Raw genomic sequence first — 26652 nt, 5'->3', positions numbered from 1 at the left:
ACGCCTCGGCACCCGAATGTTCCGAGTCCACCCAACTCGCCCACGGGTGAGAACTCGTCTGCCATGTCACGGCCTTCGTGGTTTGATCGCGTGCACGACACGCCGACGTGGCACGATGCCGCGCCATGTCCATTCAGCTCAACCCGACAGGAGACCTGTGGCCGCCCCGAACCTGACCCGCACCGCGGCCGAGCAGCGCGCCGCGCTGGTGACCGTCGCCGACTACACCGTCGAGCTCGACCTGACCGACGGCGCAGGCAAGCCCGGCACCACGACGTTCGCCAGCACAACGACGGTGCGTTTCGACTGTGCGCAACCCGGCGAGTCGACCTGGATCGACCTGGTCGCCTCGGGAGTGCATTCAGCTGTACTCAACGGCACCGAGCTGGACATCTCCGGCTACCGCGAGGACGACGGCATCGCGCTGCCGAACCTCGCCGAGCACAACGAGCTGACGGTCAAGGCCGACTGTCGCTACATGAACACCGGTGAGGGCCTGCACCGATTCGTCGACCCGGTGGACGACGCCGTGTACCTGTACTCGCAGTTCGAGACCGCCGATGCGAAGCGCATGTTCACCTGCTTCGACCAGCCCGATCTGAAGGCGCGCTACCAGCTGACGGTGACCGCCGCGCCGGACTGGAAGGTGATCACCAACGCGAGCGTCGAGGAGAGCACACCGGCCGGCTCCGGCGCCGTCGTGCACCGGTACGCCACGAGCGAGATCATGAGCACCTATCTGGTTGCGCTCATCGCCGGGCCCTACGCGGACTGGCACGACGAGCACGACGGGATCCCGCTGGGCATCTACTGCCGTTCGTCGCTGGCCGGGCACATGGACGCCGACCGGCTGTTCACCGAGACCAAGCAGGGTTTCGACTTCTACCACGCGAACTTCGGGGTGCGTTACCCGTTCGGCAAGTACGACCAGCTGTTCGTGCCGGAGTTCAACGCGGGCGCGATGGAGAACGCGGGCGCGGTGACCTTCCTGGAGGACTACGTCTTCCGGTCCCGGGTGACGAACTACCTGTACGAGCGGCGCGCGGAGACCGTGCTGCACGAGATGGCACACATGTGGTTCGGCGACCTGGTGACGATGCGCTGGTGGGACGACCTGTGGCTCAACGAGTCGTTCGCGACCTGGGCCTCGGTGCTGTGCCAAGCCGCCGCGACGCAGTACACCGGTTCCTGGGTGACGTTCGCCAACGTCGAGAAGTCCTGGGCGTACCGGCAGGACCAGCTGCCCTCGACGCACCCGGTGGCCGCCGACATCCCCGACCTCGCCGCGGTCGAGGTCAACTTCGACGGCATCACCTACGCCAAGGGCGCCTCGGTGCTCAAGCAGCTGGTCGCCTATGTCGGCCTCGAACCGTTCCTGGCCGGGCTGCGCGCGTACTTCGAGGCCCACAAATGGGGCAACGCGACGTTCGACGACCTGCTCGGCGCGCTGGAGAAGTCCTCGGGCCGGGACCTGTCGGACTGGGGTGCGCAGTGGCTGCGCACGACGGGTCTGAACCTGCTGCGCCCCGACTTCACGGTCGGTCCGGACGGCACGTTCACCACGTTCGCGGTCCTTCAGGGCGGCGCCCGGCCCGGAGCCGGTGAGCTGCGGACCCACCGGCTCGCGGTCGGTGTGTACGACGACGACGGCACCGGCAACCTGGTCCGCACGCACCGCGCCGAGGTCGACGTGACGGGCGCGCGCACCGACGTGCCGGAGCTGGTCGGTGTGCCGCGCGGCAAGCTGGTGCTGGTCAACGACGACGACCTGACGTACGGGGCGGTACGGCTCGACCCCGACTCGCTGGCCGTCCTGGTGGACCGGATCGCCGACATCACCGAGCCACTGCCTCGCACGCTGTGCTGGTCGGCGGCCTGGGAGATGACCAGGGACGCCGAGCTGAAGGCGCGCGACTTCACGGCGCTGGTGGCGCGGGGTGCCGGTCGGGACAGCGAGTCGACCGTCGTGCAGCGGCTGCTGTTGCAGGCCCAGACCGCGCTGGCGTCCTACGCCGAGCAGAGTTGGGCCGCTGAAACCGGCTGGCCACAGTTCTCCTCCGCGCTGCTGGACATCGCTCGTGGCGCAGAGGCCGGTTCGGACGCTCAGCTCGTTGCGGTCAACGCGCTGACCAGTGGGGTACTGGACGCAGCGACGCTCGACGTACTGGCCGGCTGGTTGGCGGGCACCGACTCGCTGCCCGGCCTGGTGGTCGATACGGATCTGCGGTGGCGGCTGTTGCTCGCGCTCGTGGCGCACGGCAGGGCGGGCGAGGCGGAAATCGCCGCCGAGCACGAGCGGGACCGGACCTCGGCCGGTGAGCGGCAGGCCGAGCGGGGCCGCGCGCTGGTGCCGAGCGCCGAGGCGAAGGAACGGGCCTGGCAGCGCGCGGTGCACGACGACTCACTGCCGAACGCGGTGAGCGACGCGATCATCTCCGGGTTCGCGCACCCCGGTCAGCGGCACTTGCTGACGCCTTATGTGGACAGGTACTTCGCCGAGGTGGCAGGGGTGTGGGAGCGCCGCACCAGCGAGCGGGCACAGCCTGTCGTGCTCGGCCTGTTCCCGTCCTGGGCCGTCGACAAGGCGACGGTCGATGCCGCGGACGCGTGGCTGGCCGACGAGTCGCACCCGCCGGCGCTGCGCCGTCTGGTGACGGAGGGCAAGGCGGGCGTGGTGCGCGCACTGACCGCCCGCGAGTTCGACCAGTCCTGACCACGAGCCGTGAGTGTTGTGGGCTGCCATGGCAGCCCACAACACTCACGGCTCACCTGCCTGAGCTGATCGAACCGCGCGCCGCTCCGGACACGACGAAGCCGGCCCGATGAAGGATCAGGGCCGGCTCGGTCGCTGTGCGGTCAGGACGCGGTTACTGCGGGCCACCCGCCTGGTCGGACAGCATGCGCAGACCGGAGAGCAGCCCGCCGAGCAGGTCACCCTCCTTGAAGGAGGCGACCATGTTCATGACCGCGAGCTTGCAGCCACGATCGGGCAGCCGGACGCGGGCGTCGGGCCCGGTCACGATGTCGACCTTGCGCTGCCCGGGGTCCACGGCGATCAGCACCGAGTCGGTCGCGGCCTTGCCGAGCTGGTCGTGCAGTGCCTGTGCGCCGGCGTGCGAGTCGTTGCCCAGCTCGCCGAGGTAGATCGAGAAGCGCAGCTTCGTGTGCCGGCTGACGATCGTGAGCGCCTCGTCCAGCCGGGACAGCTGCGCGGGACTGAACGGTCCACCCGGTGCCGGTTCCAGGCCGACGTCGGCGGCACCGGAGACCCGGCCGGAGGGCGTCACGACCGAGCCGGGCGGCAGGTCTTTCTCCTGGGCACCGTCGTGCCGGGAATGCGCGAGCTCACCAGTCGCCATGTGCGCCTCCTCGTTCGGTTCCCACCTGAACGTGCTCGGCGGTCTCGGGGAGGGCGGCGCCGGTCGGGTTGGCCGTCCACCACACCGGTGGGTAGTTCCACTGCTCACCAGGCCGGTAGCGCGTTTTGCGGGTCAGCCCCTTACGGGCCGACAGCAGGGCGATCACCAGGTAGATCGCCAGCGGCACGCCGACATAGAGCAGCACGGTCTGCAGGATGCTCACAGCCACGCACAGTAGTAGCTGCGACCCACTTACGGGCACACCGGCCTGGCAAATCACGGACAGAAGTACACCTATGAGTTGCGTCACGGAGCCGCTACTGTCTGGCCGGTGTTGATCAGCCGGCGTGACACGTTGCGACTCGGTGCGGTTCTCGGGGTGATCGGGGCATCAGGCCTGGTCGCCTGCGGTTCGCCAGATGCTGGGGGCAGGAGCGGACCGGCCACGGCCGACGACTTCGACCGGATCGTGGCGGCCTACCGCGAGTTGCAGATCGGGCTCGATCGGCGGTCGCCGGATCGGGATCGCGCGGTTGCGTCCCTCGACGCCGTCGCCGTCGAGTACGACGCCGCGATGAACCTCACAGCCGATCAGCTGTGGCCCGACCTGCCGAGCGGCCCGGGCAGCACCCACTTCCCGCTCATGTACTACCGGCTGCGCACCATCGCGGTCAGCTGGGCGACACCCGGATCGGCGCTGTCCCGACGTCCGGACCAGGCACGGCGCATCCGCACGGCGCTGGAGACGCTCTACCGCACCCAGTACAACGAGAACACTCAGGAGCTGGGCAACTGGTACGTCTACGAGATCGGCGTGCCGTACTGGTTGCTGCAGTCCGTCGCCGCACTCGGCGACCGGCTGCCGGTCGAGGATCGCCGTCGGCTGCTGCGCCCGGTCCTGCGCTTCGTCGCCGACCCGAACCGTCGCACGGTGGGCAACGGGGTGATCGAGACCGGGGCCAACCGTGCCGACAAGGCGCTGATCACCGTGGTCTCCGGTGCGTTGATCGGCGACCCCGCGCGCGTCGCGGCGGGCGTGGACGCGGTGACCGATGTCGTGGGGCGTGGCGCGGCCGACCTCTCGGCGCGGGTCACGAGCGGCGACGGGTTCCGCACCGACGGCTCGTTCCTCCAACACGACGTCGTGCCCTACTCGGGCCACTACGGGCTGGTCCTGCTCAGCGCCGTCGCCGGGCTGATCGCGGTCACCGAGAACACCTCGGCCGCGCTGCCCGCCGCGCTGCGGGCACGGTTCTACCAGGCGGTGCCCGACGTGTTCGCCCCGTTCGTGGTCGCCGGTTCGATCATGGAGCCGGTGCGTGGGCGGATGCTGTCCCGTCAGGGCGAGACCGGGCACGACGCCGGCCACCAGCTGACCGCCGCCACGGTGCTGCTGGCCCGCTCCGCGCCGGAGCCGCATCGCTCCCGGCTCGCCGGGCTCGCCGCTCGATGGATCACCGAGGGCAGCTGGGCCCCGTACCTCGCGGTGACCGACCTCGGCAGGTTCTCCGGAGGCCTGGCGCCGGTCGGGGTCGCCGACGTCGAGTACGCCGAGCAGCTGCTGGCGGATGCGCCACCACCAGCGGGTGCACCGGCCGAGCACCGCGTCTTTCCGCAGATGGACCGGATGGTGCACCGGCAGACCGGGTGGTCCGCGTCACTGGGGCTGAGCTCGACCCGCATCTGCCGGTACGAGTCGATCAACGGCCAGAACCTGCACGGCTGGTATGTCGGTGACGGCGCGCTCTACCTGTTCCTGCCCGGCCAGCAGAGTCACTACAGCGACGCCTACTGGCCCACGATGGACGCCACTCTCGTCCCGGGGACGACGGAGAAGGACAGCGCGCCTCCCCCGTTGGTCGGCAACCCGCCACCGGGGACGGGCCGGACGTTCGCCGGCGGTGTGCGTTTCGACGACGGTCACGGAGCACACGGGCTGGACTTCGTCAGCCAGGACGGCACCCTGTCGGCCAGAAAGGCCTGGTTCTTCACCCCGGACGCCGTCCTGTGCCTGGGCGCGGGCATCACCGACACGTCCGGCGCGCGGGTGCGCACGACGCTCGAGAGCCGCAATCTGGGTGAAGGCGGGACGGCGGCGCTCACGGTGAGCGGGCAGCCGTTGAACCAGACACCGGGCCGAGCGTCGATGCTTCCCGGCCGGCAGAGCTGGCTGCACCTGGAGGGGGTCGCGGGATACAGCCTGCTCGACCATGCCGGCGCACCACCGGTCGCGGCGCGGGTCGAGGACCGCACCGGCACCTGGCGCGACGTCGACACCGGGGCGAACACCCACGGCACCGATATCCCGTACACGCGCCGCTACCAGCAGATCTGGCTGGACCACGGCGTCCGGCCGGTGAATGCGAGCTACGCGTACGCCGTGCTGCCGGGTGCGTCACCCGACCAGGCCCGCGACGCGTGGGCGCGGTGGCGAGTACTGAGCAACACCCCGGAGGTCCAGGCCGTCGCGCTCGACGAGGACACCACCGCGGCTCTGTTCTTTGCCGCCGCGACAGCGGGCCCGCTCACCACGTCGGGGCCGTGCGCTGTCATCGCGGGCCGCGACTCGCTCACCGTGTCGGACCCGACCCAGCAGCAGCGCACCCTCCGGATCACGCTGAGAGCACCCGGCCGACGTCTGGCGTCCGGTTCGGACCCCGGGGTCACCCAGGTCTCCACCGGCGCCGCACTCACCCTGGACGTCGACGTCACGAACTCCCGGGGCGCCACCCACACCGCCCTGCTCGCCCGGTGAACCCGCGAGTCGGGGCTCTGCGCACACCGAGTCGGGCTTGTCGGCACACCCGGTCAGAGGCTGCTCCCGCGCACCAGCGCGACCGCCTCGAGCTGTGAGGTGACCTCGAGCTTCGCCAGCAGCGACCGGATCTGGGTCCGGATGGTGGGCATGGACACGACGAACCGCGCCGCGATCGCGGAGGCCCGCTGGCCTTCGCTGAGCAGCTTGAGTACTTCCTGTTCGCGGCGGCTGAGCCTCGCCAGCCTGCGCGACACCTCACGGACCTGTTCCTGATGATCCCGGTGCGTCGCCGCCCAGCGGCTCCGCTCCGTCTCGGTCATCAGCGGGGAACCCTGAGCCGCCGTGGCGACCGCGTCGAGCAGTGCCTCGAACGAGCCCGACTTGGGAAGCCAACCGGTCGCTCCGGCCGCGATGGCTTTCGCCAGCTCCAGCTCATCGGTGCTGCCGCTCACGATGAGCACCAGCCAGCCCTGTTCGCGCAGTCGCGCCACCTGGTCGGCGCCGCCGATCCGGCCACCGCGTTCGTCCCTGCCGAGGTCGAGATCGAGTACCACCAGACCGGACGTCGTCGGGCACGGGCGGCCGAGCAGCTCGGGCAGTTCGGCGACCGGGAGCTCGCTAGCCGCGAAGCCTCGCCCGCCGAGCGCGAGCCGCAGCGAGGTGCTGAACAGCTGGTGGTCGTCGACGATGACCACGGGGTAGTCCGAGAGCTCGACCTTCGGGGCGGCCAGGGTGGTACCGAGGTAGTGCTTCATGATGCTCTCCTCACGGGAGCCGGGACGGGCAGTTCCTGGTGGCTGGAAGCGGACAGTTGAATCTCGACGGTGCACCCGGGACGGGACACGGATCTGGGCCGGATCGAGATGCCGCCACCGTCGGTCTCGATCAGCTGCCGGCTGATGTGCAGTCCGAGTCCCTGCCCCGCTGAGCCTTCGCCGCGTACGCCGGAGCCGAACACGTCCTGGCCAGGCAGTACCGCAACTCCCGGGCCGTCATCGGAGACCTTGATGCACACGACGTCACCCTTGCGGCGGGCCTCGATCAGCACCGGGCTGCCCGGAGCGTGTGTCGCGCAGTTGGCCAGCAGGTTGGCGAGCACCTGGGTGAGCACGGCCGGCCGGCCGAACGCACCGAGCCCGAGGTCGGTCTTGAGTTTGATGTCCATGCCGGCCGATCGCCGCAGGGCGATCTGGCGCCGCAACACCGGCCGGACCCGGTAGGCCAGCGGTGCCCCACCCGGAACACGGTGGCGAAGCGTCCCTTCGAGCAGGGTCGTGACCCGCGCCAGCTCGGACGTCATCGCGCTGGCCAGCAGAGCGGCCTCGGCGCGGTCGTCGGCGCCGCGCCTGCCACCGAGCACGTGCGCGGCTCCGGCCAGACCGGCGACGGCGTTGCGCACCTCGTGATCGCGTTCCGCTGTGCGTCGTGCGGTCAGCCGGGCGAGCTCGAGTTCTTCGCGCTCCGTGTCGACCGCTCTCATCGAGCTTCGCATCCGCTGAAGTACGCCCGACAGCACCAGCAGGACGCCGCCCAGCGACGCACAGGCGGGAACGTTGTGGCCGGCACCGGTCGACAATGCCTCGACACCGTGCGCGAGCCCCACCACCATCGCGCCCACCGCGGCGGACCGAAGCGCGGAGCTCCACCATCCGGTGCGCAACAGGACGACACCACTGATCAGTGCGGAGACACCGGTCACGGCAGGCACCTCGCAGGCCAGCATGAGCACACCGTGGAGCGCCGCGACCGCACTGATCCAGCTCCATCGCCGGTCGTCGCCCAACCGTCCGACCAGATAGGCGAACGCGACTGTCATCGACACGGCGGCGGCGGTCAGGATCGCCCACGAGCACTGTGCCCCGCCGGACATCGCGGTCTGAACCGTGCCCATACCGACGCTCCCACTCTCGAAAGGACCGGTCGCGCGGGCGATGACGCTCCACCACGTGCCACCCGCACGGCCTTGGTGCTATAGCAACTATAGCAACGCTATAACAACACCGCTGACGGGTCGTCGATTGTGGTCATACTGTTCACGGCGGTTAACTCTTCGGCGCGTTTCCGCAGGCAGAAGCCCAGTGCCCGCGCTGGCCGACCAGTGTCTGCCCTAGTCCGGCCGCGTCAACCCGGCAAGGGCCAAGTTGGCTCCGCGAGTCTCCGAAGGAGTTCCGGCGAAGGCCGGGCAGTGAATGTCAGCGACCACATCGCCCAGCTGCCAGGGCGGCTCCCACGGTGCCCACAAGCGCGCGCCCGGGCGAGTCCCGGAGCCTTTTTTTCTGGGAGTACCCCACCGAGCGTTTACGCGAGCCGGGGTGGTCACAGAAAAACAGCGCGCGCGAAACAGGCCCAAAAGAACGAGCTCAGGCGGCGAGCCAGGGCTGCCAGGTGGGGTGGGGTTCGACCGTCAGGACCAGGACCCCGCCCTGGCCCCTGCGAGGCGGGCCGGGGATCACCTGCATCACCCAGCCGAGCTCGGACAGCAGCTTGTCGGCCTTGCGTGAGTTGCAGGCCCGGCACGCCGCCACACAGTTCTCCCAGCTGTGCGCGCCGCCTCGGCTGCGGGGCACCACATGGTCGATCGTGTCGGCCCGTTTGCCGCAGTAGGCACACGTGCGGCTGTCGCGGCGCAGGACACCGGCGCGGGTCATGGGCACACTCGGCCGGTACGGCACGCGCACGTAGCGCGACAGCCGCATCACCGACGGCGCGGTGATCGTCAGGTTCTCGGAGTGGAAGGCGCCACCTTCCAGCGCCGCCTGGACCAGCTCGGCCTTGCCACTGAGCATCAGCAGTACGGCGCGCTTCGCGGTGACGACCGCGAGCGGCTCAAATGTGGCATTGAGCAGGAGCACTCGGGAAGTCACCGTGGCCCCCCTTAGCGGACGGCGCCGGCGCGCACTAAGAACCGAGATGCCGCCCCGGCGAACAGAGCGGCACCACAGCAACCAGGTTGTCGTTCCGGCACGCGACCACCTCCAGCTGTGGCCACGTCAGGCCACCACGGCCATAGTCGACCACATTCGGCGCCAAATGGCATCTGTGAAACTCCTCGTGTTGCGCCCAAGCCCCCAAGCCCACAGTCGAGCTCCTGCACCCAGCGCCAAACAGCACCTGCGAAACCCCTCGTGTTGCACCCAAGCCCCCAAGCCCACAGTCGAGCTCCTGCACCCAGCACCAAACAGCACCTGCGAAACCCCTCGTGTTGCACCCAAGCCCCCAAGCCCACAGTCGAGCTCCTGCACCCAGCACCACACGGCACCTGCGAAACCCCTCGTGTTGCGCCCGACCGCTCCCCCGGTTCCGCACACCCCGTAATCTCGGTGGTCGTGGTCTACCGCCCGGACACACCGAAGAAGTACCCGCCCGCACAGCGCGGCGAGATCGTCGAACACCTGCACGGCCGTCCCGTCACCGATCCGTACCGGTGGCTGGAGGACGCCGACGACGATGCCACCGTCGAGTGGTCTTCCGCTCAGGACCGGTTGACCCGGTCCTCGCTGGGCGAGCTGCCCGGCAGGGACTGGCTGTCGGAGCAGCTCGGTGAGCTGCTCGGCGCCGGGTCGGTGTCCGCGCCGTTGTGGCGTGCCGGGCGCCGGTTCCACACGCGCCGCGAACCGGGCCAGGAACACACGGTGCTCTACGTGACCGAACCCGACGGCACGGAACGGGTACTGCTCGATCCGTCGGCGCTGGATCCGAGCGGCCTGACGACGCTCGACTCCTGGCTTCCGGACCTGGAGGGACGACGGCTCGCCTACCGGGTGTCGCGCGGTGGCGACGAGGAGTCGGTGCTGCACGTACTCGATGTGACGACCCTCGAGCTGGTCGAGGCGCCGATCGACCGGTGCCGGCATTCGTCGCTCGCCTGGCTGCCCGGTGGCAAGCGGTTCTGTTACGTCCGGCTGCTCGATCCGGACGAGGCGCCGCCCGGCGAACGGGCCTTCCACCGGCGAGTGTGGTTGCACCAGGTCGGCGACGACCCGGCCGCGGACCAGCTCATCGACGGGCCGGGGCTCTACCAGGACCACAACTACTACAGCGTGCAGGTCTCCAGAGACGGTCGCTGGTTGATCGTGTCCGGCAGCGTGGGCACCGCGCCGAGGGACAGCATCTGGATCGCGGAGCTGAGCGCCGACGCCGCGATCCCGCGACTGCGGCCGGTCATCGACCAGTCCGACGACATCCGGGCCCACCCGTGGGTGGAGCGCGACGGCAGGCTGTACGTCCTCACCAGCGACGGCGCACCGCGCTGGCGTCTGATGGTGACCGAACCGACCTCGCCGGAACGCGAACACTGGCGCGAGCTGGTCGCCGAGGATCCCGGCTCGGTCCTGAACGCCGTGCGGTGGCTGCAGCCCTCCGGGACGTCGGACCCTGGCGAGGGTGTGCTGGTGCTGGCTCGTTCACGGCACGCGGTGGCCGAGCTGGCGCTGCACCGGGCGACCGACGGTGCGCCGTCCGGCATCGTTGCGCTGCCCGGGACGGGCTCGCTCACCGGACTGTCGGTGTCCGATCTGAGCACCCCGGAGCAGTTCGGCAGGCTCTGGATCGGCTGGACCGACCTGGTCACTCCTCCCGAGGTGCACCGCTTCGAGCTGGCGACGGAGTCCACGACGCTGGAGCGGTCCGCCCCCGGACGGGCGACCGTCCCCTCCGTGCTCACCGAACAGCGCGAGTTCCGTTCGGCCGACGGCACGACGGTGCGCATGTTCGTCGTCTCCCCCGCCGACCACGCCGAAGGCCCCCGCCCGGCGCTGCTGACCGGCTACGGCGGTTTCGGGCTCACGCGTGAGCCGACCTACACGGCCACGGCGTTGACCTGGGTCGCCGCCGGTGGGGTGTATGCGCTGGCGTCGTTGCGCGGTGGCGGTGAGGAGGGCGAGGCCTGGCACCGGGCCGGTATGCGGGAGAGCAAACAGCGGGTCTTCGACGACTTTCACGCCGCCGCCGACGCCCTGGTCACGTCGGGGACCACGAGCCACGACCAGCTCGCGATCATGGGTGGGTCGAACGGCGGTCTGCTGGTCGGCGCCGCGCTCACGCAACGTCCGCACACCTATCGGGCGGTGGTCTGTTCCGCGCCGCTGCTCGACATGGTGCGCTACGAGAAGTTCTCGCTCGGCCCGACCTGGAACGACGAGTACGGCACAGCCGAGCTGCCGGAAGAACTGGACTGGCTGTTGTCCTACTCGCCCTACCACCACGTTCACGACGAGACCGAGTACCCGGCGGTCCTGTTCACCGTGTTCGACTCGGACAGCAGGGTGGACCCGGCGCACGCCAGGAAGATGTGCGCGGCGTTGCAGCACGCCACCAGCGGTGACCCGGTCACCCGGCCGATCCTGCTGCGCAGGGAGACCGACGTCGGCCACAGCACCCGCTCGGTGTCACGCGCCCGGTCGCTCGCCGTCGACCAGCTCGCGTTCCTCGCCGCGCACACCGGGCTGGAGCTGCCGTGACCGAGTGGGCGTCGGACATCTTCAGCACCACCCCGGCCTGTGTGCGGGACCAGGGTTCCTGGTGCGCGCGGGTCTACGGCTGGACCCATAACGACGTGTTGTCGCGGTCGGCGGACGTGCTGGTCGACCGGGCGCTGGACATCCTGCTCATCGTGGTGCTCGCGCTGGTGGCGCGCGCACTGCTGCACCGGGCGATCCGCAGGGTGGTGCGCGGCGCGACGAACGGACAGGTCCGTATCCCGTCCGCGCTGCGCCGACGGGCACCGTCCGGTCTGAAGGACATCGCGGCGCCGCTGGTGTCCGAGCGGCGGGTGCAGCGCGCCAACACGGTCGGCTCGGTCCTGCGCTCGCTGACCTCGGCGGTCGTCCTGGTCGTCGCGTCGATCATGGTGATGGCCGAGTTCGGGCTGAACCTGGCGCCGGTACTCGCGTCGGCGGGCATCGTCGGCGTGGCGATCGGCTTCGGCGCGCAGAACCTGGTGCGCGACTTCCTGTCCGGCATGTTCATGATGCTGGAGGACCAGTACGGCGTCGGCGACGTCGTCGACCTTGGCGAGGCGAGCGGTACCGTGGAGGCCGTCGGTCTGCGCATCACCACACTTCGTGACGTGCGCGGAACGGTGTGGCACGTGCGCAACGGCGCGATCCAGCGGGTCGGCAACAAGAGCCAGGGCTACGCGGTCGCGGTGGTGGACGTACCGCTGGGTTACCAGGCGAACATCACCGAGGCCAGCGAGATCGCCGGCCGGGTGGCCGACGAGGTGGCCGCGCGCGACGACGTGGCTCCGGTCATGCTGGAGCCGCCGCAGGTTCTGGGAGTGGAGGCCGTGTCGATCGAAGGGGTCACGCTGCGGCTCACCGCGAAGGTGCAGCCGGGTGAGCAGTTCGCGGTGCAGCGGGCGCTCAACGCGGCGATCAACACGGCGTTCGACAAGGCCGGGCTGCCCCGGCCGGTCACCAACCCGACCAGTTCCCCGAACAAGTCACCGAGCAACAGCCGGAGTCAGACGTGAGCAGTCCCGAGAAGTTCTACGACGAGGTCGGTGGCGCGGCCACCTTCAAGGCACTCGTCGCGCGGTTCTACGAGGAGGTCGCCGAGGATCCGGTGCTCCGCCCGCTGTACCCCGAGGAGGACCTCGGCCCGGCCGAGGACCGGCTGCGGATGTTCCTCGAACAGTACTGGGGCGGCCCCCGCACCTATTCCGACCAGCGCGGGCACCCCCGTCTGCGGATGCGTCACGCACCGTTCAAGGTCGGCCCGATCGAACACGACGCGTGGCTGCGCTGCATGCGGATCGCGGTCGATGAGGTCAAGCTGGACGAGCCGCACCGCGCCATGTTGTGGCGCTACCTGGAGATGGCCGCCGCCAGCATGGTCAACAGCGGTTTCTGAACCGGATCATTCGAATCGGCCGAAGACCCGGGCGAGTCGTGCGGTTTCTTGGCAGGATGATCCTTCGTGCAAGCCAGCAGCGGCTCGGACGGCGGAACGGTCACACCGTGGTGGCGCAACACTGTCTGTTATCAGGTCTATTTACGGTCCTTCGCCGACTCGAACGCTGACGGCGTCGGAGACCTGGACGGTGTGCGCAGCAGGCTGGGCTACCTGGAGTTACTGGGTGTCGACGCGCTGTGGCTGACGCCGTGCTACCGCTCGCCGATGGCGGACCACGGCTACGACGTCGCCGATCCCCGCGACATCGACCCGCTGTTCGGTGACCTGGCCGCATTCGACGCGCTGATCGCGGCCAGCCACGAGCACGGCATCCGGGTGATCATCGATCTGGTGCCCAATCACACCTCCGACCAGCACGAATGGTTCAAGCTTGCGCTCAGCTCGCCGCCGGGCAGCCCCGAGCGGGACCGGTACCTGTTCCGCTACGGCAGGGGCGGTGACGGGACGATGCCGCCGAACAACTGGCCGAGCCAGTTCGGCGGGCCGGCCTGGACCCGGATCACCGAGACCCACGGCCGGAAGGGCCAGTGGTATCTGCACCTGTTCGCACCCGAGCAGCCGGACCTGAACTGGTCGAACCCGGACGTGTGGGCCGACCTGGAGACCACGTTGCGGTTCTGGCTGGATCGCGGGGTGGACGGGTTCCGCATCGACGTGGCGCACGGCATGGCCAAGCCGCACGGCCTACCCGATGCCGACCCCGCCGGGTTCGGCTTGATCGACAACGGGACGGGACCGGACGCCCGGTTCGACCACGACGGTGTGCACGAGGTCCATCGGATGATCCGCTCGGTCGTCGACGAGTACCCGGACCGCGTGCTGGTCGGCGAGATCTGGGTGTCCGACGACGAACGTTTCGGCCGGTACCTGCGGCCCGACGAGCTGCACCTGGGATTCAACTTCCGGCTGACCACGACCGATTTCGACGCGGCCGAGCTGCGGACGGCGATCGAGCATTCGATGAGCGCGGTGGCCGCGGTCAACGCGACACCGACCTGGACGCTGTGCAACCACGACGTGCCCAGGACGGTGACCAGGCTCGGCGGCGGGAAGCTGGGGTTGCGCCGGGCCAGGGCGCTCGCGCTGGTCGAGCTGGCGTTGCCGGGCGCGGTGTTCCTCTACAACGGTGAGGAGCTCGGCCTGCCCAGCGTCGAGCTGCCCGACTCGGCGTTGCGGGACCCGGTGTGGGAGCGCTCCGGTCACACCCGGCGAGGCCGGGACGCGCACCGCATTCCGGTGCCCTGGCAGGGCACCTCGCCGTGCTACGGCTTCACCGAGGGTGAGAGCAGCTGGCTGCCGATGCCGGAGGGCTGGGACGAGCTCACGGTCGAGGCCCAGCTGGAGGACGCCGACTCCGTGCTGTCGCTGTACCGGCACGCGCTGGAGATCCGCAGAGCGCATCCGGGCTTCGAGGGCGACGAGCTGGAGTGGTACGGCGCCCCGGAGGGCTGCTTCGCCTTCCGCCGCCCTGGCGGAACCCTGGTCTGCGTCCTGAACACGTCCCCGGTGGACGTGCCCCTCCCCCCGGGAGACCCCCTGATCTACAGCACCCCCCTGACGGAAGAGGGCCTACTCCCCCCAGACACAGCAGTCTGGCTCTCGTGAGTGGACGGCGAAGCCGAGATGCCGTGGCCCCAGCCACAACCCGAACTCACACCAACAGAGGCAGCAAAGCGTGCCGCCGCCGGACCACAGCCCCGTGCGACGTATCGATCCGCAACCACGACGGCGTGGCCGAGACCCGCACGGCCTCCCCTGCCAGGCTCCCCCCGATGAAACCCATCCCCGACAACGCGAACAGGCACCGCAGCGGCACAGCGACCCGAGCGTCCCCGCCGACCGCGGTGAGCACGGTCCGATCGAGAAGCTCGTCGGGTGCGGTGCCGTGCGGTCCGGCCAGCTCGCGAGCCTGCGCGATCCCCTTGTCCGCCAACGCCTCCACCTCGGCGGCGGGTATCTCCTGAACGAGCGGCCACGCCGAGTCGTCCAACGGAACCTCGATCAGCCACTGCTGATCAACGGGTCCGCCCGGATCGATCTCGGCATCCCGGACCACCGCGAGCGCCGCGAGCAACCCGTTGGCCGGCACCACGACGTCCCGGGGCTGGACCTCACCGGGCACGGACCGGCTGACCAGCACCTCGAACGGGGTCGAAGCCCAGGCCACCACCCGGTCCCCGCTCGCACGCAACCGGACGGACGCGGCCTGGTCGAGCCGGACCACCCTGGCGACGAAGTCACCGAGACCATCGCGCTCGTCCCGATCGGCCACCAGGAGCCGTCGGACCGCCCCCTCGACCGCTCCGCCGTGCACCGGCCGGCTCACGCCGCGCCCCGAGGATCGGATTCGGTGTCGGCCCAGCTCGCCAGGAACTCACGCTCAGGGTCGGTGAGCCGCCTCGGCCGGCCGGCCGACAGGTCGAACGGCACCATCTTGGTCTGCGCGGTGACCGCGATCGGGTCGGATTCCTTCGGCCCGGTGCGCAGCTCGTAGTCGATCAGGAACGAGGCGGCCCGCACCTGGTGGACCCACATGCTGACCCGGACCGCCTGGCCGTTGTAGGAAATCTGCTGCTTGTAGTCCACCTGCAGGCTCGCGACGAGCAGCCCGGCGGACCATTCGCCGCCGCCCTGCGCCTTGGCCCGGTGGAAGACCAGCTCCACCCGGGCCTCTTCCAGCAGCGTCACCGTGCGCGCGTGGTTGACGTGCCGGAACGCGTCGAGGTCCGCCCAGCGCAGCGGAATCTCGACGTGGAACCGACTCACCGGGACAGCCCGCGCAGCTGTCGTGACACCACCGAGAGCGTGGCCAGGTCGAGCTTGCCGGTCTGGCCGACCGCCTGCAGCGCGGCCCTGGCCCTGCCCAGCTTGTGCGAGTACAGCCGCTCCCACTGCACGATCTTCTCCTCGACCGTGTCGCCGGGAGAGCTTTCCCGCAGCGCATCCAGGGTGACCGACCGCAGCGAGCCGTACAGGTCGTCACGCAGCGCCTGGCGGGCCAGCGAGTGCCAACGGTTTCCGCGTTCGAGGCTGCTGACCGAGTTCAGCGCGGTGTCGATGCTGAGGTGCTGGGACAGCGCGAAGTAGAGCAGGGCGACCTCGCGCGGGTCACGTTCCTCGTGCTCGCGCTCGCCCAGCTCGGTCACCTCGACGATGTCCAGCAGCCCGTAGGCGTTGAGCAGCGACGCGAATCGTTCGGCCATCTCGAGCGGCACACCACGCTTGACCAGGTCGTCGACCTTCGTGTGGATCGCGTCGGCTTCCTCGCCGATCAGCATCCCGGTGACCTGGTCACGCAACGCCAGCACGGTCGGGCCGAACCGCGCGATCTCCGCGCCGACGGCGAGCGGCTGCGGCCGGTTGGTGAGGAACCACCGCGCGGCCCGGTCCAGCAGCCGGCGCGACTCCAGGACCAGCTCGTCGGCCAGCTCGGTGTTGAGCCCGCGCCCGCCGCCGGTGTCCAGGTCCTCGATCTCGGCCCACATCTTCTTCAGGCCGAACACCTCGGTGGTGATCGCGTAGGCACGGACCGCGTCGGCCGCGCCGGTGGACAGCTCCTCGGCGAGCCGGAACGCGAAGGTGATCCCGCCGCCGTCGACCATCTCGTTGACCAGCTGGGTCGTCACGATCTCCCTGCGCAGCGGGTGCGCCGCCACGGCCTCGGGGAAACGTTCCCGCAGCGCGAGCGGGAAGTAGTCACGCAACCGGTCGGCGAACACCGCGGCATCGGGCAGGTCCGAGTCCAGCAGCTGCGCCTTGAGGTCCAGTTTGACGTGCGCCAGCAGGGTCGCCAGCTCCGGTGAGGTCAGGCCCTGCTGGTTGCGGACCAGTGCGGTGAAGCCCGCCGGTTCCGGCAGCACGTCCAGCGTCCGGTCCAGCCCCGCGCGCGACTCCAGATCGCTGACGAGCCTGCCGTGCAGCGACGCCATGCCTCGGGAGTGCGAGCGGGACACCCCCAGCACCGCGTTCTGGCTGAAGTTGTCCGCGAGCACCAGCCGGGACACGTCGTCGGTCATCTCCAGCAGCAGCTCGTTGCGGTCGGACTCGGTGAGCCCTCCGGCCGCGATGACCCGCTGCAGCGGGATCTTGATGTTGACCTCGTGGTCGGAGCAGTCCACTCCGGCGGAGTTGTCCAACGCGTCCGTGTTGATCCGGCCACCGGCGCGGGCGAACTCGATCCGGCCGCGCTGGGTCAGCCCGAGGTTGCCGCCCTCGCCGACGACCTTGACCCGCAGCTGCGAGCCGTTGACCCGGACCGGGTCGTTGGCCTTGTCACCGACCTCGCTGTTCGCCTCGGTCGAGGCCTTGACGTAGGTGCCGACACCGCCGTTCCACAGCAGGTCGGCTGGCGCGAGCAGGATCGCGTGGATCAGCTCCGGCGGGGTCAGGCTGCGCACCGTCTCCTCGAGGCCGAGCGCGGCGCGCATCTCGGAGGACACCGGGATCGCCTTCGCGGTCCGCGACCACACGCCACCGCCGGTGCTGATCTTCGACCGGTCGTAGTCGGCCCATGACGATCGGGGCAGCGCGAACATCCGGGTGCGCTCGGCGAAGGACGTCGCCGAGTCCGGGTTCGGGTCGACGAAGACGTGCCGGTGGTCGAACGCGGCGAGCAGCCGGATGTGCTCGGACAGCAGCATCCCGTTGCCGAACACGTCACCCGACATGTCCCCGACGCCGACCACGGTGAACTCCTGGCTCTGGGTGTCGACGCCCAGCTCCCGGAACGAGCGCTTCACGCTCTCCCAGGCGCCCTTGGCGGTGATGCCCATGGCCTTGTGGTCGTACCCGGCGGATCCACCCGAGGCGAACGCATCGCCCAGCCAGAACCCACGCTTCACCGCGAGCGAGTTCGCGATGTCGGAGAAGGTGGCGGTGCCCTTGTCCGCGGCGACCACCAGGTAGCTGTCCTCGCTGTCGTGGCGGACCACGTCCTCGGGCGGGACCGACTGACCGTCGACGCGGTTGTCGGTCAGGTCCAGCAGCCCGGAGATGAGCATCTTGTAGCAGGCGATGCCTTCGGCCTGGGTGGCCTCGCGGTCCGCTGTCGGGTCTCCGGTGGGCGCCGGCGGGTTCTTCACCACGAACCCGCCCTTGGCGCCGACCGGCACGATCACGGCGTTCTTGACGGCCTGTGCCTTGACCAGCCCGAGCACCTCGGTCCGGAAGTCGGCGGGCCGGTCCGACCAGCGCAGCCCGCCTCGGGCGACCGGCCCGAACCGCAGGTGCACGCCCTCCACCCGGGGCGAGTACACGAAGATCTCGAACCGGGGCGCGGGCGCCGGCAGCTCACGAATCTTGCTGGGATCGAACTTCAGGGCCAGGTAGGACCGGTCGGTGAAGTAGTTGGTCCGCAACGTCGAGGTGATCAGGTTGAGGTAGCCGCGCAGAATCCGGTCCGCGTCGAGACCGGTGACCTCGTCGATCATCGCGGTGACCTCGGTGAGCCGCCGCTCGATCTGCTCGACGCGCCGAGGGTCGTCGGCCTCGCCGAGCGCCGGGTCGAACCGGGCCTCGAACAGCCGCACGAGCGCGGCGGCGACCGGGGCCTGTGCGATCAGGGTGTCCGCGAGGTAGTACTGGCCGTACGGGGTGCCGATCTGGCGCAGGTAACGCGCGTAGGCGCGCAGCAGCGCCGCCTGCTGCCAGTTCAGGCCCGCGCGCAGCACCAGCGCGTTGAACCGGTCGACGTCGATGTCCCCGCGCCACGCCGCCGCGAACGCCGAGCAGAACGCGACCCGCACGTTCTCCGCGCCTCGGGCGCCGGTGATCTCCAGGACCGACTCGTCCACACGCAGACCGAAGTCGTAGATCCAGCAGCGCCTGCCGTCGGGGCGGGTGAACTGGTAGGGCCGTTCCTCGACGACCTCGACGCCCATCTGCTGCAGCACGGGCAGCAGCTGGGTCAGCGCGACCTCCTCGCCGGCCAGGTAGAGCTTGAAGCGTCGCTCACCGGGACGGCCGTTGGGCGGGGTGTAGAACGTCATGTCCGGCTGGTCGGTCAACGCGTCCAGCCGGGCGAGATCGCGCACGGCGTCCTCGGCGTCGAAGTCCTCCTGGTAGGCGGCCGGGACCAGAGGAAGGTAGGCGCGCACCGACTCGGTGAGCGCGGGGCTGCCGGCGCAGCGCGCCATGACCCGGTCCTCCCAGGTCTGCACCGCCTCGGCGAGCTGGTCCTGCAGCCGCTCGGTGTCCGGCTCGATCGGCTGCTCGGGGTCGGTGTGCACGGTGACGTGCAACAACGCGACGCTGGACTCGGTCACTCGCGCCGTGTAGTCGACGCGGTGCCCGCCCAGCTCGCGGCGCAGCGACTCCTGGACCGCCAGCCGGGCCTTCGTCGTGTAGCGGTCGCGGGGCAGGTAGATGAGGCAGGTGAAGAAGCGCCGGTACGGGTCGCGGCGCAGGAACAGCCGCAGCTGGCGCCGCTCCGCGAGCGACAGCACTCCGAGCGCGATGTTGTAGAGCTCGTCGGCGCTGGCCCGGAACAGCTCGTCACGCGGGTATCCGGAGATGACCTCGAGCATCCGCTGACCGGAGTAGGAACGCAGCGGGAATCCGGCCCGGTGGATCGCGGCACGCACCCGCCGTTCCACCACCGGGATGTCGAGCACGCTCTCGTACAGGGCGGGCACGGTGAGCATGCCGAGGAACCGGTGCTCGCCCGACACGTGGCCGTCGACGTCGAACGTCTTGACGCTCAGGTAGCTCGGGTAGACCGGCCGGGAGACCCTGCTGACCGAGCTCGCCTGGCTGAACAGCAGCAGCTCACGCGCGGTGGCCCGCTCGACGGCGTCGGAGCCGGGGGCGAACGAGGTGCTCGACACCTGGTCGCCGCGCAGCACTCCGAGCCCGGAGGCGAGCACCGCGCTGAGCACGGGCTGTTCGGTCGAGGTGTCCAGCTCGTAGCGGCGGTAGCCGAGGAAGGTGAAATGGTTGTCGCCGAGCCATTCGAGCAGCCGGGCACCGTCCTCGACCTCGGTGCCGTCCAACGGCGGGGGGTCCGAGCGCAGCCGGGCGGCCAGCTCGAGCGCGGCGCGCTGCATGCGGTCGCTGTCCTCGACGACCTCGCGCACGTCGTCGAGCACCTGGGTGACCTCGTCGGCGAGCCGTTCCTTCGCCGAGTCCTCGCCGAGGAGGTCGATCTTGATGTTCATCCACGACTCGACCTGGGCGCCCTTCGGCGGGGCGTCCGGATCGGCTTCGGCGAGCACCTCGAGCAGTTCGCCGGTGGGTCCCCTGCGCACCACGACGATCGGGTGCACCATGCCCTGCACGAAGGCGCCGGCGCGACCGATCCCGGCCAGCACGGACTCCACGAGGAACGGCATGTCGTCGGTGACGATCTCGACGACGGTGTGCTGCCGTCCGTGGTCACCGGTGGCGTCGCGCAGCCGGAGCACCGGACGCCCGGGAGTGCGCTGTCCGGCCAGGAGCCGGTGCGAACGCACCGAGTCGAGCAGCTGCTCCGGTTCGGCGGCTTCCAGGTCCTCGGGCGGTGTGTGCCGGAAGTAGAGCTCACACAGGTCGGCGAGTCCCGGGTCGGCGGCTCGCGCCTCGGCAAGCACCTGCTCGCCTCGCGTGGCGGGCGCGTCCGATCGACGCCGGCCCCCGCCCTGGTCACCGTCGTGGTGCTGCCCGGGCTGTGCCGCCCGAGTGCCGGTCGAGCTCATTCCTGCTTCCCTCCGAGCGAGTCCGTACGCAAGACCCGGCCCGAGGCAACCCTATCGATTACGCCGCTGAGGTCATCCTCACTTGAGCAGATCTTGAGCAGATCCGCATCAGGCTTCTCGGTAAGCGGCGAGCGCACCGTCGATGAGCTCCGCGAAGCTCAGCTCCGACACAGGTTTGTCCCAGGAGCTGGGACGCGGCTGGGGCTTCTCCTGCTCGGCCGGCCGTTCGTCGGGCCGTTCGTCGCGGGGCGTGGCGCCGTTGGTCCGGCTGCCGTTGGTGCGGGCGCCGTTGGTGCGAGAGGCCTCGGCATGGCTACCGTTCGACGATTCCGAGGGCGGGGTGTGTCGCCCCTGCCCGGACGCGCCGTGTCTGCCCGTATCGGGGCTGTCACCGCCGGCCCGGTGCGAGCCGGCACGCGGCCGCGACTCCGCCTCGTCATCCGCCGAGTGGCGCCACGAGCTGCCACCCACCTGGGCGATGCCCACCGTGCCCTGGTCGAGCCCACCCGTACCGAATGACGGCGCCGCCACCTCGGCGGCAGGCGGGGCCTCCCGTTCCAGCTGGGCACGCAACTGCTCCACCTTGTGCCGCAGTGCGCCCAGATCGGTACCCGCCGCGCCGAACTCGGGCGACGCCGAGCCTTCTCCGGACCGGTGCGACGAGGTACCTGGTTCGGGCCCCGCGAGCGGATTCGGCCACGAGGTCTGCGCGGTCAACGGATCGGTCGTGGCCGGAGCCGGGTCCAGCCAGCTCGGCGAGTTTCCGGACAGCGGCGTACCCAGCGGGTCCGAGGCGCCGAATCCGCTGTCCAGGCCGTTGCGGGCGGCTTCGGCGGTCTCCGCCTCCGGACGCCGGCGGCGGCCTCCGCTGCCGGGTCGTGCCTGCAGCCAGTCCGGACCGGTGTCGGCGGAGGTCGGTGCGGAATCGGCCACGGGGGGTTCGGGGGACACGGTGTCCGGCCGGCTGCCGGCGCTGTGCAGCCTCGAGTGCACAGCCTCGACGTGCTGTTCCATCGACCATTGCGGATCCAACGGACGCACCGCGATGCGGAACGTCGCCCCCGGCAGGGCGGAGGACAGTTCCGACCACCGTTGCGAGAGCCCGCTCGACACCGAGCGAACCCACCGCGTGACACCCTGGGCGTCGGGCTCGGAGACCGCGATCGTGACGGCGTCGGGCTTCAGCAGGAACAGCCGCGCCTCACCCGTCATCTGGTCGCGCAGCCGGTCGGCGATGCGCAGGGCCAGTTCGGTGGAACTCGCCCCTCCGCCGAGGCCGTCGGGCGTCGCCACGTCGACCACGACCAGGTGCGACGGCCGGGACGTACCGGTGGAGGCCAGCCCGGTGAGTCGCGCGGCGAGCTCGGGCACGCTCAACCAGCCGGATCCCGCGCTCGACGCACCGTTGTAGGTGGCGTCGGCACTCGGTGTGGGATCGCGGTGGCGGAGCCACGACGGGCGCTGCCGCACCGGCTCGGGCGGGCTGTCCGGGGCGCCGTGCCGTCGGTCCGCCGAGCCGCCCGGCCCGAGCGGTTCCACGCTGGGCTCGGCGCCCGCCGGCAGCCAGACGACCGAGGTGTCCGCGATCGGGTTGTGGCCGCCCAGCGGACTGCTCGCCGGGTCGGCATCACCGTCCATGACCGAGCCGAGGTCGATGCGCTGAGTGCCGGCATCGATGTCCGGCGCGCGACGCCGTCCCGTCCGGGGGCCGTTGTCCGTCGAGGCGACCTGATCCGAGGGTCCCGGCAACGGTTCGATCCACCGGGGCTTCACCGATGTCCCGTTGGTGCGCGCGTGGCCGTTCAGCGGGTCGCTCTGCTCCGGCTCACCCGGCTTGGCGAACACCGGACGCAACAAGCTGGTGTGCTCGGTACTCCCGCCACCGATCGAGGCGAGGTCGAACGCCCCTGTCCCGTTGGGTCCGGAGGCGTGCCTGATCGATCGGGAGCCCGAAGCCTGGGATGACGCCCCGGCCGGGAACGAGCCCGTGCCGGACCCGAGCGTCGACCGCGCTGCCGCCTCGCCGGCCCCCGAGCGGGACATCGCGGCCCCGGAGGCGCGAGCCAGCAGGGTGAGGGCCTGCTCGACGGCCGCCGCGTGTCGCCGCTCTGCGGCGCGTGCCTTCTTGCTCGCGGCGAGAGCGGCGGACAGCTCGCCGTTGCTCTCCCGGAGCTCCGCGAGGATCCCCTGACCGTCGCTCTCGAGTCCGGGCAGCTCCTGCGACTCGACCGCCTCGGCGACCCAGATCGCCTCGGACAAGGCGGCGTCTCGTTCGCCCACCGGGAGGTGGACCAGCGTGGCCAGCGCGAGCCGAAGCCGAGCGGCGGGCACGAGCGAGGCGGGCCGGGTCTGCCAGCGCAGCATCGGGCGCGAGATCTCACGGATCGGGTCGGCGTGACCCGCATCGGCGAGTGCCAGGCACAGCTCGAGACACAGTTCCAGCGCCAGGTGCGGTGACACGGGCTCCAACGCGCCGCCCGCCAGCCGATCCCCCAGTACCTTGCGCAGCCCTTCCCTCGCTCGCTCGAGCGAGGCCTGCGGCTGGCCGCGTTGACGCAGCTGGCGGGCGAGCACGGTGTCCAGCCTGCCGAGGCCCAGCGCGGCGGCCTCGCCGCCGATGCCCTGCAGAGCGTTTGCGGCGGCGTCGGTCAGTTCCTGGGCCTGGCCACCCGGTTCGGGCACCTGCAGGAGCGCCTCGATGCACACGTCCGCGCGAAGAGCCGGGTCGACCTCCAGCCTGTCGCGGACCGGAGCGAGCAGGGCCGAGGCGGTCGTCAGGTCGCCCAGCTCGCGGGCGACGGAAGCCAGCTCCACCCGTAACCGGGCCTCGGCCGCCAGGTCGCCGGCCCTGACGGCCTCGGCGAGCGCCTCGACCGCACGCGGCACCGCGCTCACACCGTGCCCGATGATCACCAGTCCGTGGGCCAACCACGCCTCGGCCCGACGCGCACTCGGCGCGTCGCCTACCGATCCGGCCACTCGCGAGGCATGCTCTGCGAGCGCCGCCGTGACGTCCGGCGCCCGCCACCGGAAGGACTCCGCCAGATCGAGGATCGCCTTCGCGTCCCCGACCACAGCGGCAGTGCCTGATACGGGAGTGGTGCTCGACCCCGTCGGCTGCACAGCTCCTCCCAGTGTTTCGGCGTCTATATGGAGGCTGAGAACAGCCGGCTGGTGGTTCGACCCGGGCTCGGGGCCCGGCACGACACTCAGTCGCGTGTCAGCTTACGGTGTGTCACCCGGTGCGGTCGTGCTGCCTCTGCCCCCAGCCGCTCTACCTTGTTCTTCTCGTACGCCTCGAAGTTGCCCTCGAACCAGAACCACGATGCCGGCTGATCGTCATCGCCTTCCCAGGCGAGGATGTGCGTGACGACCCGGTCCAGGAACCACCGGTCGTGGGAGATCACCACGGCGCAGCCGGGGAACTGCTGCAGCGCGTTCTCCAGCGACGAGAGGGTCTCGACGTCCAGGTCGTTCGTCGGCTCGTCCAGCAGGATGAGGTTGCCGCCCTCCTTGAGCGTCAGTGCCAGGTTCAGCCGGTTGCGCTCACCACCGGACAACACACCGGCGGGCTTCTGCTGCTCCGGGCCCTTGAAACCGAACGCCGCGACGTACGCCCTGGACGGCATCTCGACCTGGCCGACCTTGATGTAGTCCAGCTCGTCCGAGACGACCTGCCAGACGGTCTTCTTGGGGTCGATACCGCCACGGCCCTGGTCGACGTAGGACAGCTGGACGGTCTCGCCGACCTTCACCGAACCCGAGTCCGGGTTCTCCAACCCGACGATGGTCTTGAACAGGGTCGTCTTACCGACACCGTTCGGTCCGATCACGCCGACGATGCCGTTGCGCGGCAGGGTGAAGGACAGGTCCTTGATCAGGACCCGGCCGTCGAAGCCCTTGTCCAGGTTGGCGACCTCGACCACGACGTTGCCCAGACGCGGGCCCGGCGGAATCTGGATCTCCTCGAAGTCGAGCTTGCGGGTCTTCTCCGCCTCGGCGGCCATCTCCTCGTAGCGCTGCAGCCGCGACCGGCTCTTCGCCTGGCGCGCCTTGGCGCCGGAGCGAACCCACGCCAGTTCCTCGGTGAGCCGCTTCTGCAGCTTCTGGTCCTTCTTGCCCTGGACGGCCAGACGCTCGGCCTTCTTCTCCAGGTAGGTCGAGTAGTTGCCCTCGTACGGGTAGGCGCGTCCCCGGTCGAGCTCGAGGATCCACTCGGCGACGTTGTCCAGGAAGTACCGGTCGTGGGTGACGGCGAGTACGGCACCGGGGTACCCGGCAAGGTACTGCTCCAGCCACAGCACGCTCTCCGCGTCCAGGTGGTTGGTCGGCTCGTCCAGGAGCAGCAGATCGGGCTTGCTCAGCAGCAGCTTGCACAGCGCGACCCGCCTGCGTTCCCCACCGGACAGCTGAGTGACCTCAGCGTCCGGTGGGGGGCAGCGAAGTGCGTCCATGGCCTGTTCCAGCTGCGAGTCGAGGTCCCAGGCGTCGGCGTGGTCCAGCTCCTCCTGGAGCTGCCCCATCTCTTCCATCAGCTCGTCGGTGTAGTCGGTCGCCATCTTCTCGGCGACCTCGTTGAACCGGTCCAACTTCTGCTTGATGGGACCGACACCCTCCTCGACGTTGCCGAGGACCGTCTTGGACTCGTTGAGCGGAGGCTCCTGCTGAAGCATCCCCACGCTCGCGCCCGGCGCAAGGAAGGCGTCTCCGTTGTTGGAGTGCTCCAGACCCGCCATGATCCGCAGCACCGTGGACTTACCGGCACCGTTGGGACCGACGACTCCGATCTTCGCCCCTGGGAGGAACGACAGACTCACGTCATCGAGGATGACCTTGTCGCCGTGGGCCTTCCGGACCTTACGCATGGTGTAGATGAACTCAGCCACACCTACGATCGTAGAGGCGTCAACCTACTGACCGACCGGCGCACCCGTTAGGACCGGTTCTCAGTCCGAGGTGGTGCCCGTCGCCTGCAACACCGGCCGCGCGGTCTCGTTCAGCTCCTCCATCCTCGTGCCGACGGACTGTCGTGGGATCACTCGCCCCGCCGGGACTTCGGCCGCCGGCGCACCGGACACGGGAACCGGCCCCGCGCCGCGAGCACCCAGCATCTGAACCGAACAGCGATTCAGGTCCGGACCGATGGCTATGGCATCCAGCTCGGTGTCCGAGCGCCGCTGACCGTCATGCTCGTACTGCCTCGAGTACAACCTGCCTCGGACGATCACCGGATCGCCCTTGTTCAGGCTCACCGCGACGTTGGTCGCCAGCCTTCGCCAACACGTCACATGCACGTACAAACGGTCGCCGTCGACCCATTCCCCGGTCGCCTTGTGAAAGCGCCGCTCGTTGCAGACCAGCCGGAAGTTCGCCACATCCAGGCCTGTGCTCGTCTGCTTGTGCTGCACATCGGTCATCACCGTGCCGACGATGGTCGTCCAGGTCTCGTTCATCTCGCTGCCTCTCGCCGTAGCTTCCGACGTTTGCCGGACAACTCGAGCTTGGCGGGGTTCGACCTCGATTTCCACCGGCATGTCGTCAGCTGTGGACAACCAAGCCCCCTGTGGACAACAAGGCCCTCAGACGGCCAGGAACCACGGCTTTGTCGGCCCCATACCGGATAATTCGCACCGGGGGCGCAGCGCACGCAAAAAGGCGGGCCCGGAAACCGGGCCCGCCTTCTATGGGGTTTGTATGTCGGCGGTGTCCTACTCTCCCACACCCTACCGAGTGCAGTACCATCGGCGCTGAAGGGCTTAGCTTCCGGGTTCGGAATGGGACCGGGCGTTTCCCCAACGCTAAAACCACCGACAACAATATTCAAATATAAAACCCTACTTGAACACCCAACCACACGGGTTGTTTGCTCAGGGTCACACAGTGGATGCGAACAAAATGTTGAGGTGAAGCCCTCGGCCTATTAGTACCAGTCAACTCCACCCCTCACAGG

The 26652-nt window shown here is 69.8% G+C and carries 17 protein-coding genes and 1 rRNA gene; 6 read left to right on the top strand and 12 right to left on the bottom strand.

Features of this window, described 5'->3' with window-relative positions; genetic code table 11:
• Positions 1-157 precede the first annotated feature (157 nt).
• A complete protein-coding gene (gene pepN, locus G406_RS0142385; RefSeq protein WP_028938594.1) occupies positions 158-2713 on the top strand; it encodes an aminopeptidase N in 2556 nt (851 codons plus the stop codon).
• 154 nt (positions 2714-2867) lie between these two features.
• On the opposite strand, the gene G406_RS0142380 is transcribed toward pepN, so the two are convergent.
• On the bottom strand, positions 2868-3359 hold the full coding sequence (locus tag G406_RS0142380; protein WP_028938593.1) for a DUF5130 family protein: 492 nt from the start codon (positions 3357-3359) through the stop codon (positions 2868-2870).
• The gene (gene ctaJ, locus G406_RS0142375) at positions 3346-3582 is read right to left on the bottom strand and encodes an aa3-type cytochrome oxidase subunit CtaJ (protein ID WP_028938592.1); all 237 of its coding nucleotides are present in this window, start codon (positions 3580-3582) and stop codon (positions 3346-3348) included. The genes G406_RS0142380 and ctaJ overlap by 14 nt, the downstream gene beginning before the upstream one ends.
• Before the next feature lie 108 nt (positions 3583-3690).
• On the opposite strand from ctaJ, the gene G406_RS53225 reads away from it, so the two are divergent.
• On the top strand, positions 3691-6114 hold the full coding sequence (locus G406_RS53225; RefSeq protein ID WP_051343428.1) for a polysaccharide lyase 8 family protein: 2424 nt from the start codon (positions 3691-3693) through the stop codon (positions 6112-6114).
• A gap of 53 nt (positions 6115-6167) precedes the next feature.
• Here the strand turns inward: G406_RS53225 and G406_RS0142365 are convergent, their stop codons facing one another.
• From G406_RS0142365 to G406_RS53220, 3 genes are all read right to left on the bottom strand, one after another.
• Complete coding sequence (locus G406_RS0142365) at positions 6168-6872, bottom strand: LuxR C-terminal-related transcriptional regulator (RefSeq protein WP_051343427.1); 705 nt, start codon at positions 6870-6872, stop codon at positions 6168-6170.
• On the bottom strand, positions 6869-8008 hold the full coding sequence (locus G406_RS0142360; RefSeq protein ID WP_028938590.1) for a sensor histidine kinase: 1140 nt from the start codon (positions 8006-8008) through the stop codon (positions 6869-6871). Before G406_RS0142360 ends, G406_RS0142365 begins: the two co-directional genes overlap by 4 nt.
• A gap of 469 nt (positions 8009-8477) precedes the next feature.
• Complete coding sequence (locus G406_RS53220; RefSeq protein WP_156935461.1) at positions 8478-8981, bottom strand: HNH endonuclease; 504 nt, start codon at positions 8979-8981, stop codon at positions 8478-8480.
• Positions 8982-9443: 462 nt separating this feature from the next.
• Here G406_RS53220 and G406_RS0142350 point away from each other — a divergent pair, with 462 nt between their 5' ends.
• From G406_RS0142350 to G406_RS0142335, 4 genes are all read left to right on the top strand, one after another.
• Positions 9444-11576, top strand: coding sequence for a prolyl oligopeptidase family serine peptidase (locus G406_RS0142350; RefSeq protein ID WP_028938589.1), 2133 nt, complete (start codon positions 9444-9446; stop codon positions 11574-11576).
• Positions 11573-12589: a mechanosensitive ion channel family protein gene (locus G406_RS53215; protein ID WP_156935460.1), complete on the top strand. Its 1017-nt coding sequence runs from the start codon at positions 11573-11575 to the stop codon at positions 12587-12589. The genes G406_RS0142350 and G406_RS53215 overlap by 4 nt, the downstream gene beginning before the upstream one ends.
• Positions 12586-12969: a globin gene (locus G406_RS0142340; protein ID WP_028938588.1), complete on the top strand. Its 384-nt coding sequence runs from the start codon at positions 12586-12588 to the stop codon at positions 12967-12969. The genes G406_RS53215 and G406_RS0142340 overlap by 4 nt, the downstream gene beginning before the upstream one ends.
• 66 nt (positions 12970-13035) lie before the next feature.
• Entirely contained in the window at positions 13036-14637 is a 1602-nt protein-coding gene (locus G406_RS0142335) for a glycoside hydrolase family 13 protein (RefSeq protein WP_028938587.1), read from the top strand.
• 46 nt (positions 14638-14683) lie between these two features.
• Here G406_RS0142335 and G406_RS0142330 read toward each other — a convergent pair whose 3' ends face one another.
• The 7 genes from G406_RS0142330 to rrf form a co-directional block, all read right to left on the bottom strand.
• Entirely contained in the window at positions 14684-15358 is a 675-nt protein-coding gene (locus G406_RS0142330; protein WP_425414687.1) for a DUF8010 domain-containing protein, read from the bottom strand.
• Positions 15355-15798, bottom strand: a complete 444-nt coding sequence (locus G406_RS0142325) for an acyl-CoA thioesterase (protein WP_028938585.1) — start codon at positions 15796-15798, stop codon at positions 15355-15357. Before G406_RS0142325 ends, G406_RS0142330 begins: the two co-directional genes overlap by 4 nt.
• Complete coding sequence (locus G406_RS0142320; RefSeq protein ID WP_028938584.1) at positions 15795-20702, bottom strand: NAD-glutamate dehydrogenase; 4908 nt, start codon at positions 20700-20702, stop codon at positions 15795-15797. Before G406_RS0142320 ends, G406_RS0142325 begins: the two co-directional genes overlap by 4 nt.
• 108 nt (positions 20703-20810) lie before the next feature.
• Positions 20811-23777: a hypothetical protein gene (locus G406_RS0142315; protein WP_028938583.1), complete on the bottom strand. Its 2967-nt coding sequence runs from the start codon at positions 23775-23777 to the stop codon at positions 20811-20813.
• A gap of 134 nt (positions 23778-23911) precedes the next feature.
• On the bottom strand, positions 23912-25588 hold the full coding sequence (ettA, locus tag G406_RS0142310) for an energy-dependent translational throttle protein EttA (RefSeq protein ID WP_028938582.1): 1677 nt from the start codon (positions 25586-25588) through the stop codon (positions 23912-23914).
• Between the two features lie 60 nt (positions 25589-25648).
• Positions 25649-26236, bottom strand: coding sequence for a single-stranded DNA-binding protein (gene ssb / locus G406_RS53210; protein ID WP_156935459.1), 588 nt, complete (start codon positions 26234-26236; stop codon positions 25649-25651).
• 161 nt (positions 26237-26397) lie between these two features.
• Positions 26398-26514: ribosomal RNA gene (gene rrf / locus G406_RS0142300) — 5S ribosomal RNA — on the bottom strand.
• Positions 26515-26652 lie beyond the last annotated feature (138 nt).

This window comes from Actinospineispora spinosispora DSM 44797 (assembly GCF_000429025.1).
GTDB classification, from domain to species: domain Bacteria; phylum Actinomycetota; class Actinomycetes; order Mycobacteriales; family Pseudonocardiaceae; genus Pseudonocardia; species Pseudonocardia spinosispora.
Note: the sequence above shows the minus strand (reverse complement) of the source record. Positions and strands in the feature narration are given on the sequence as shown.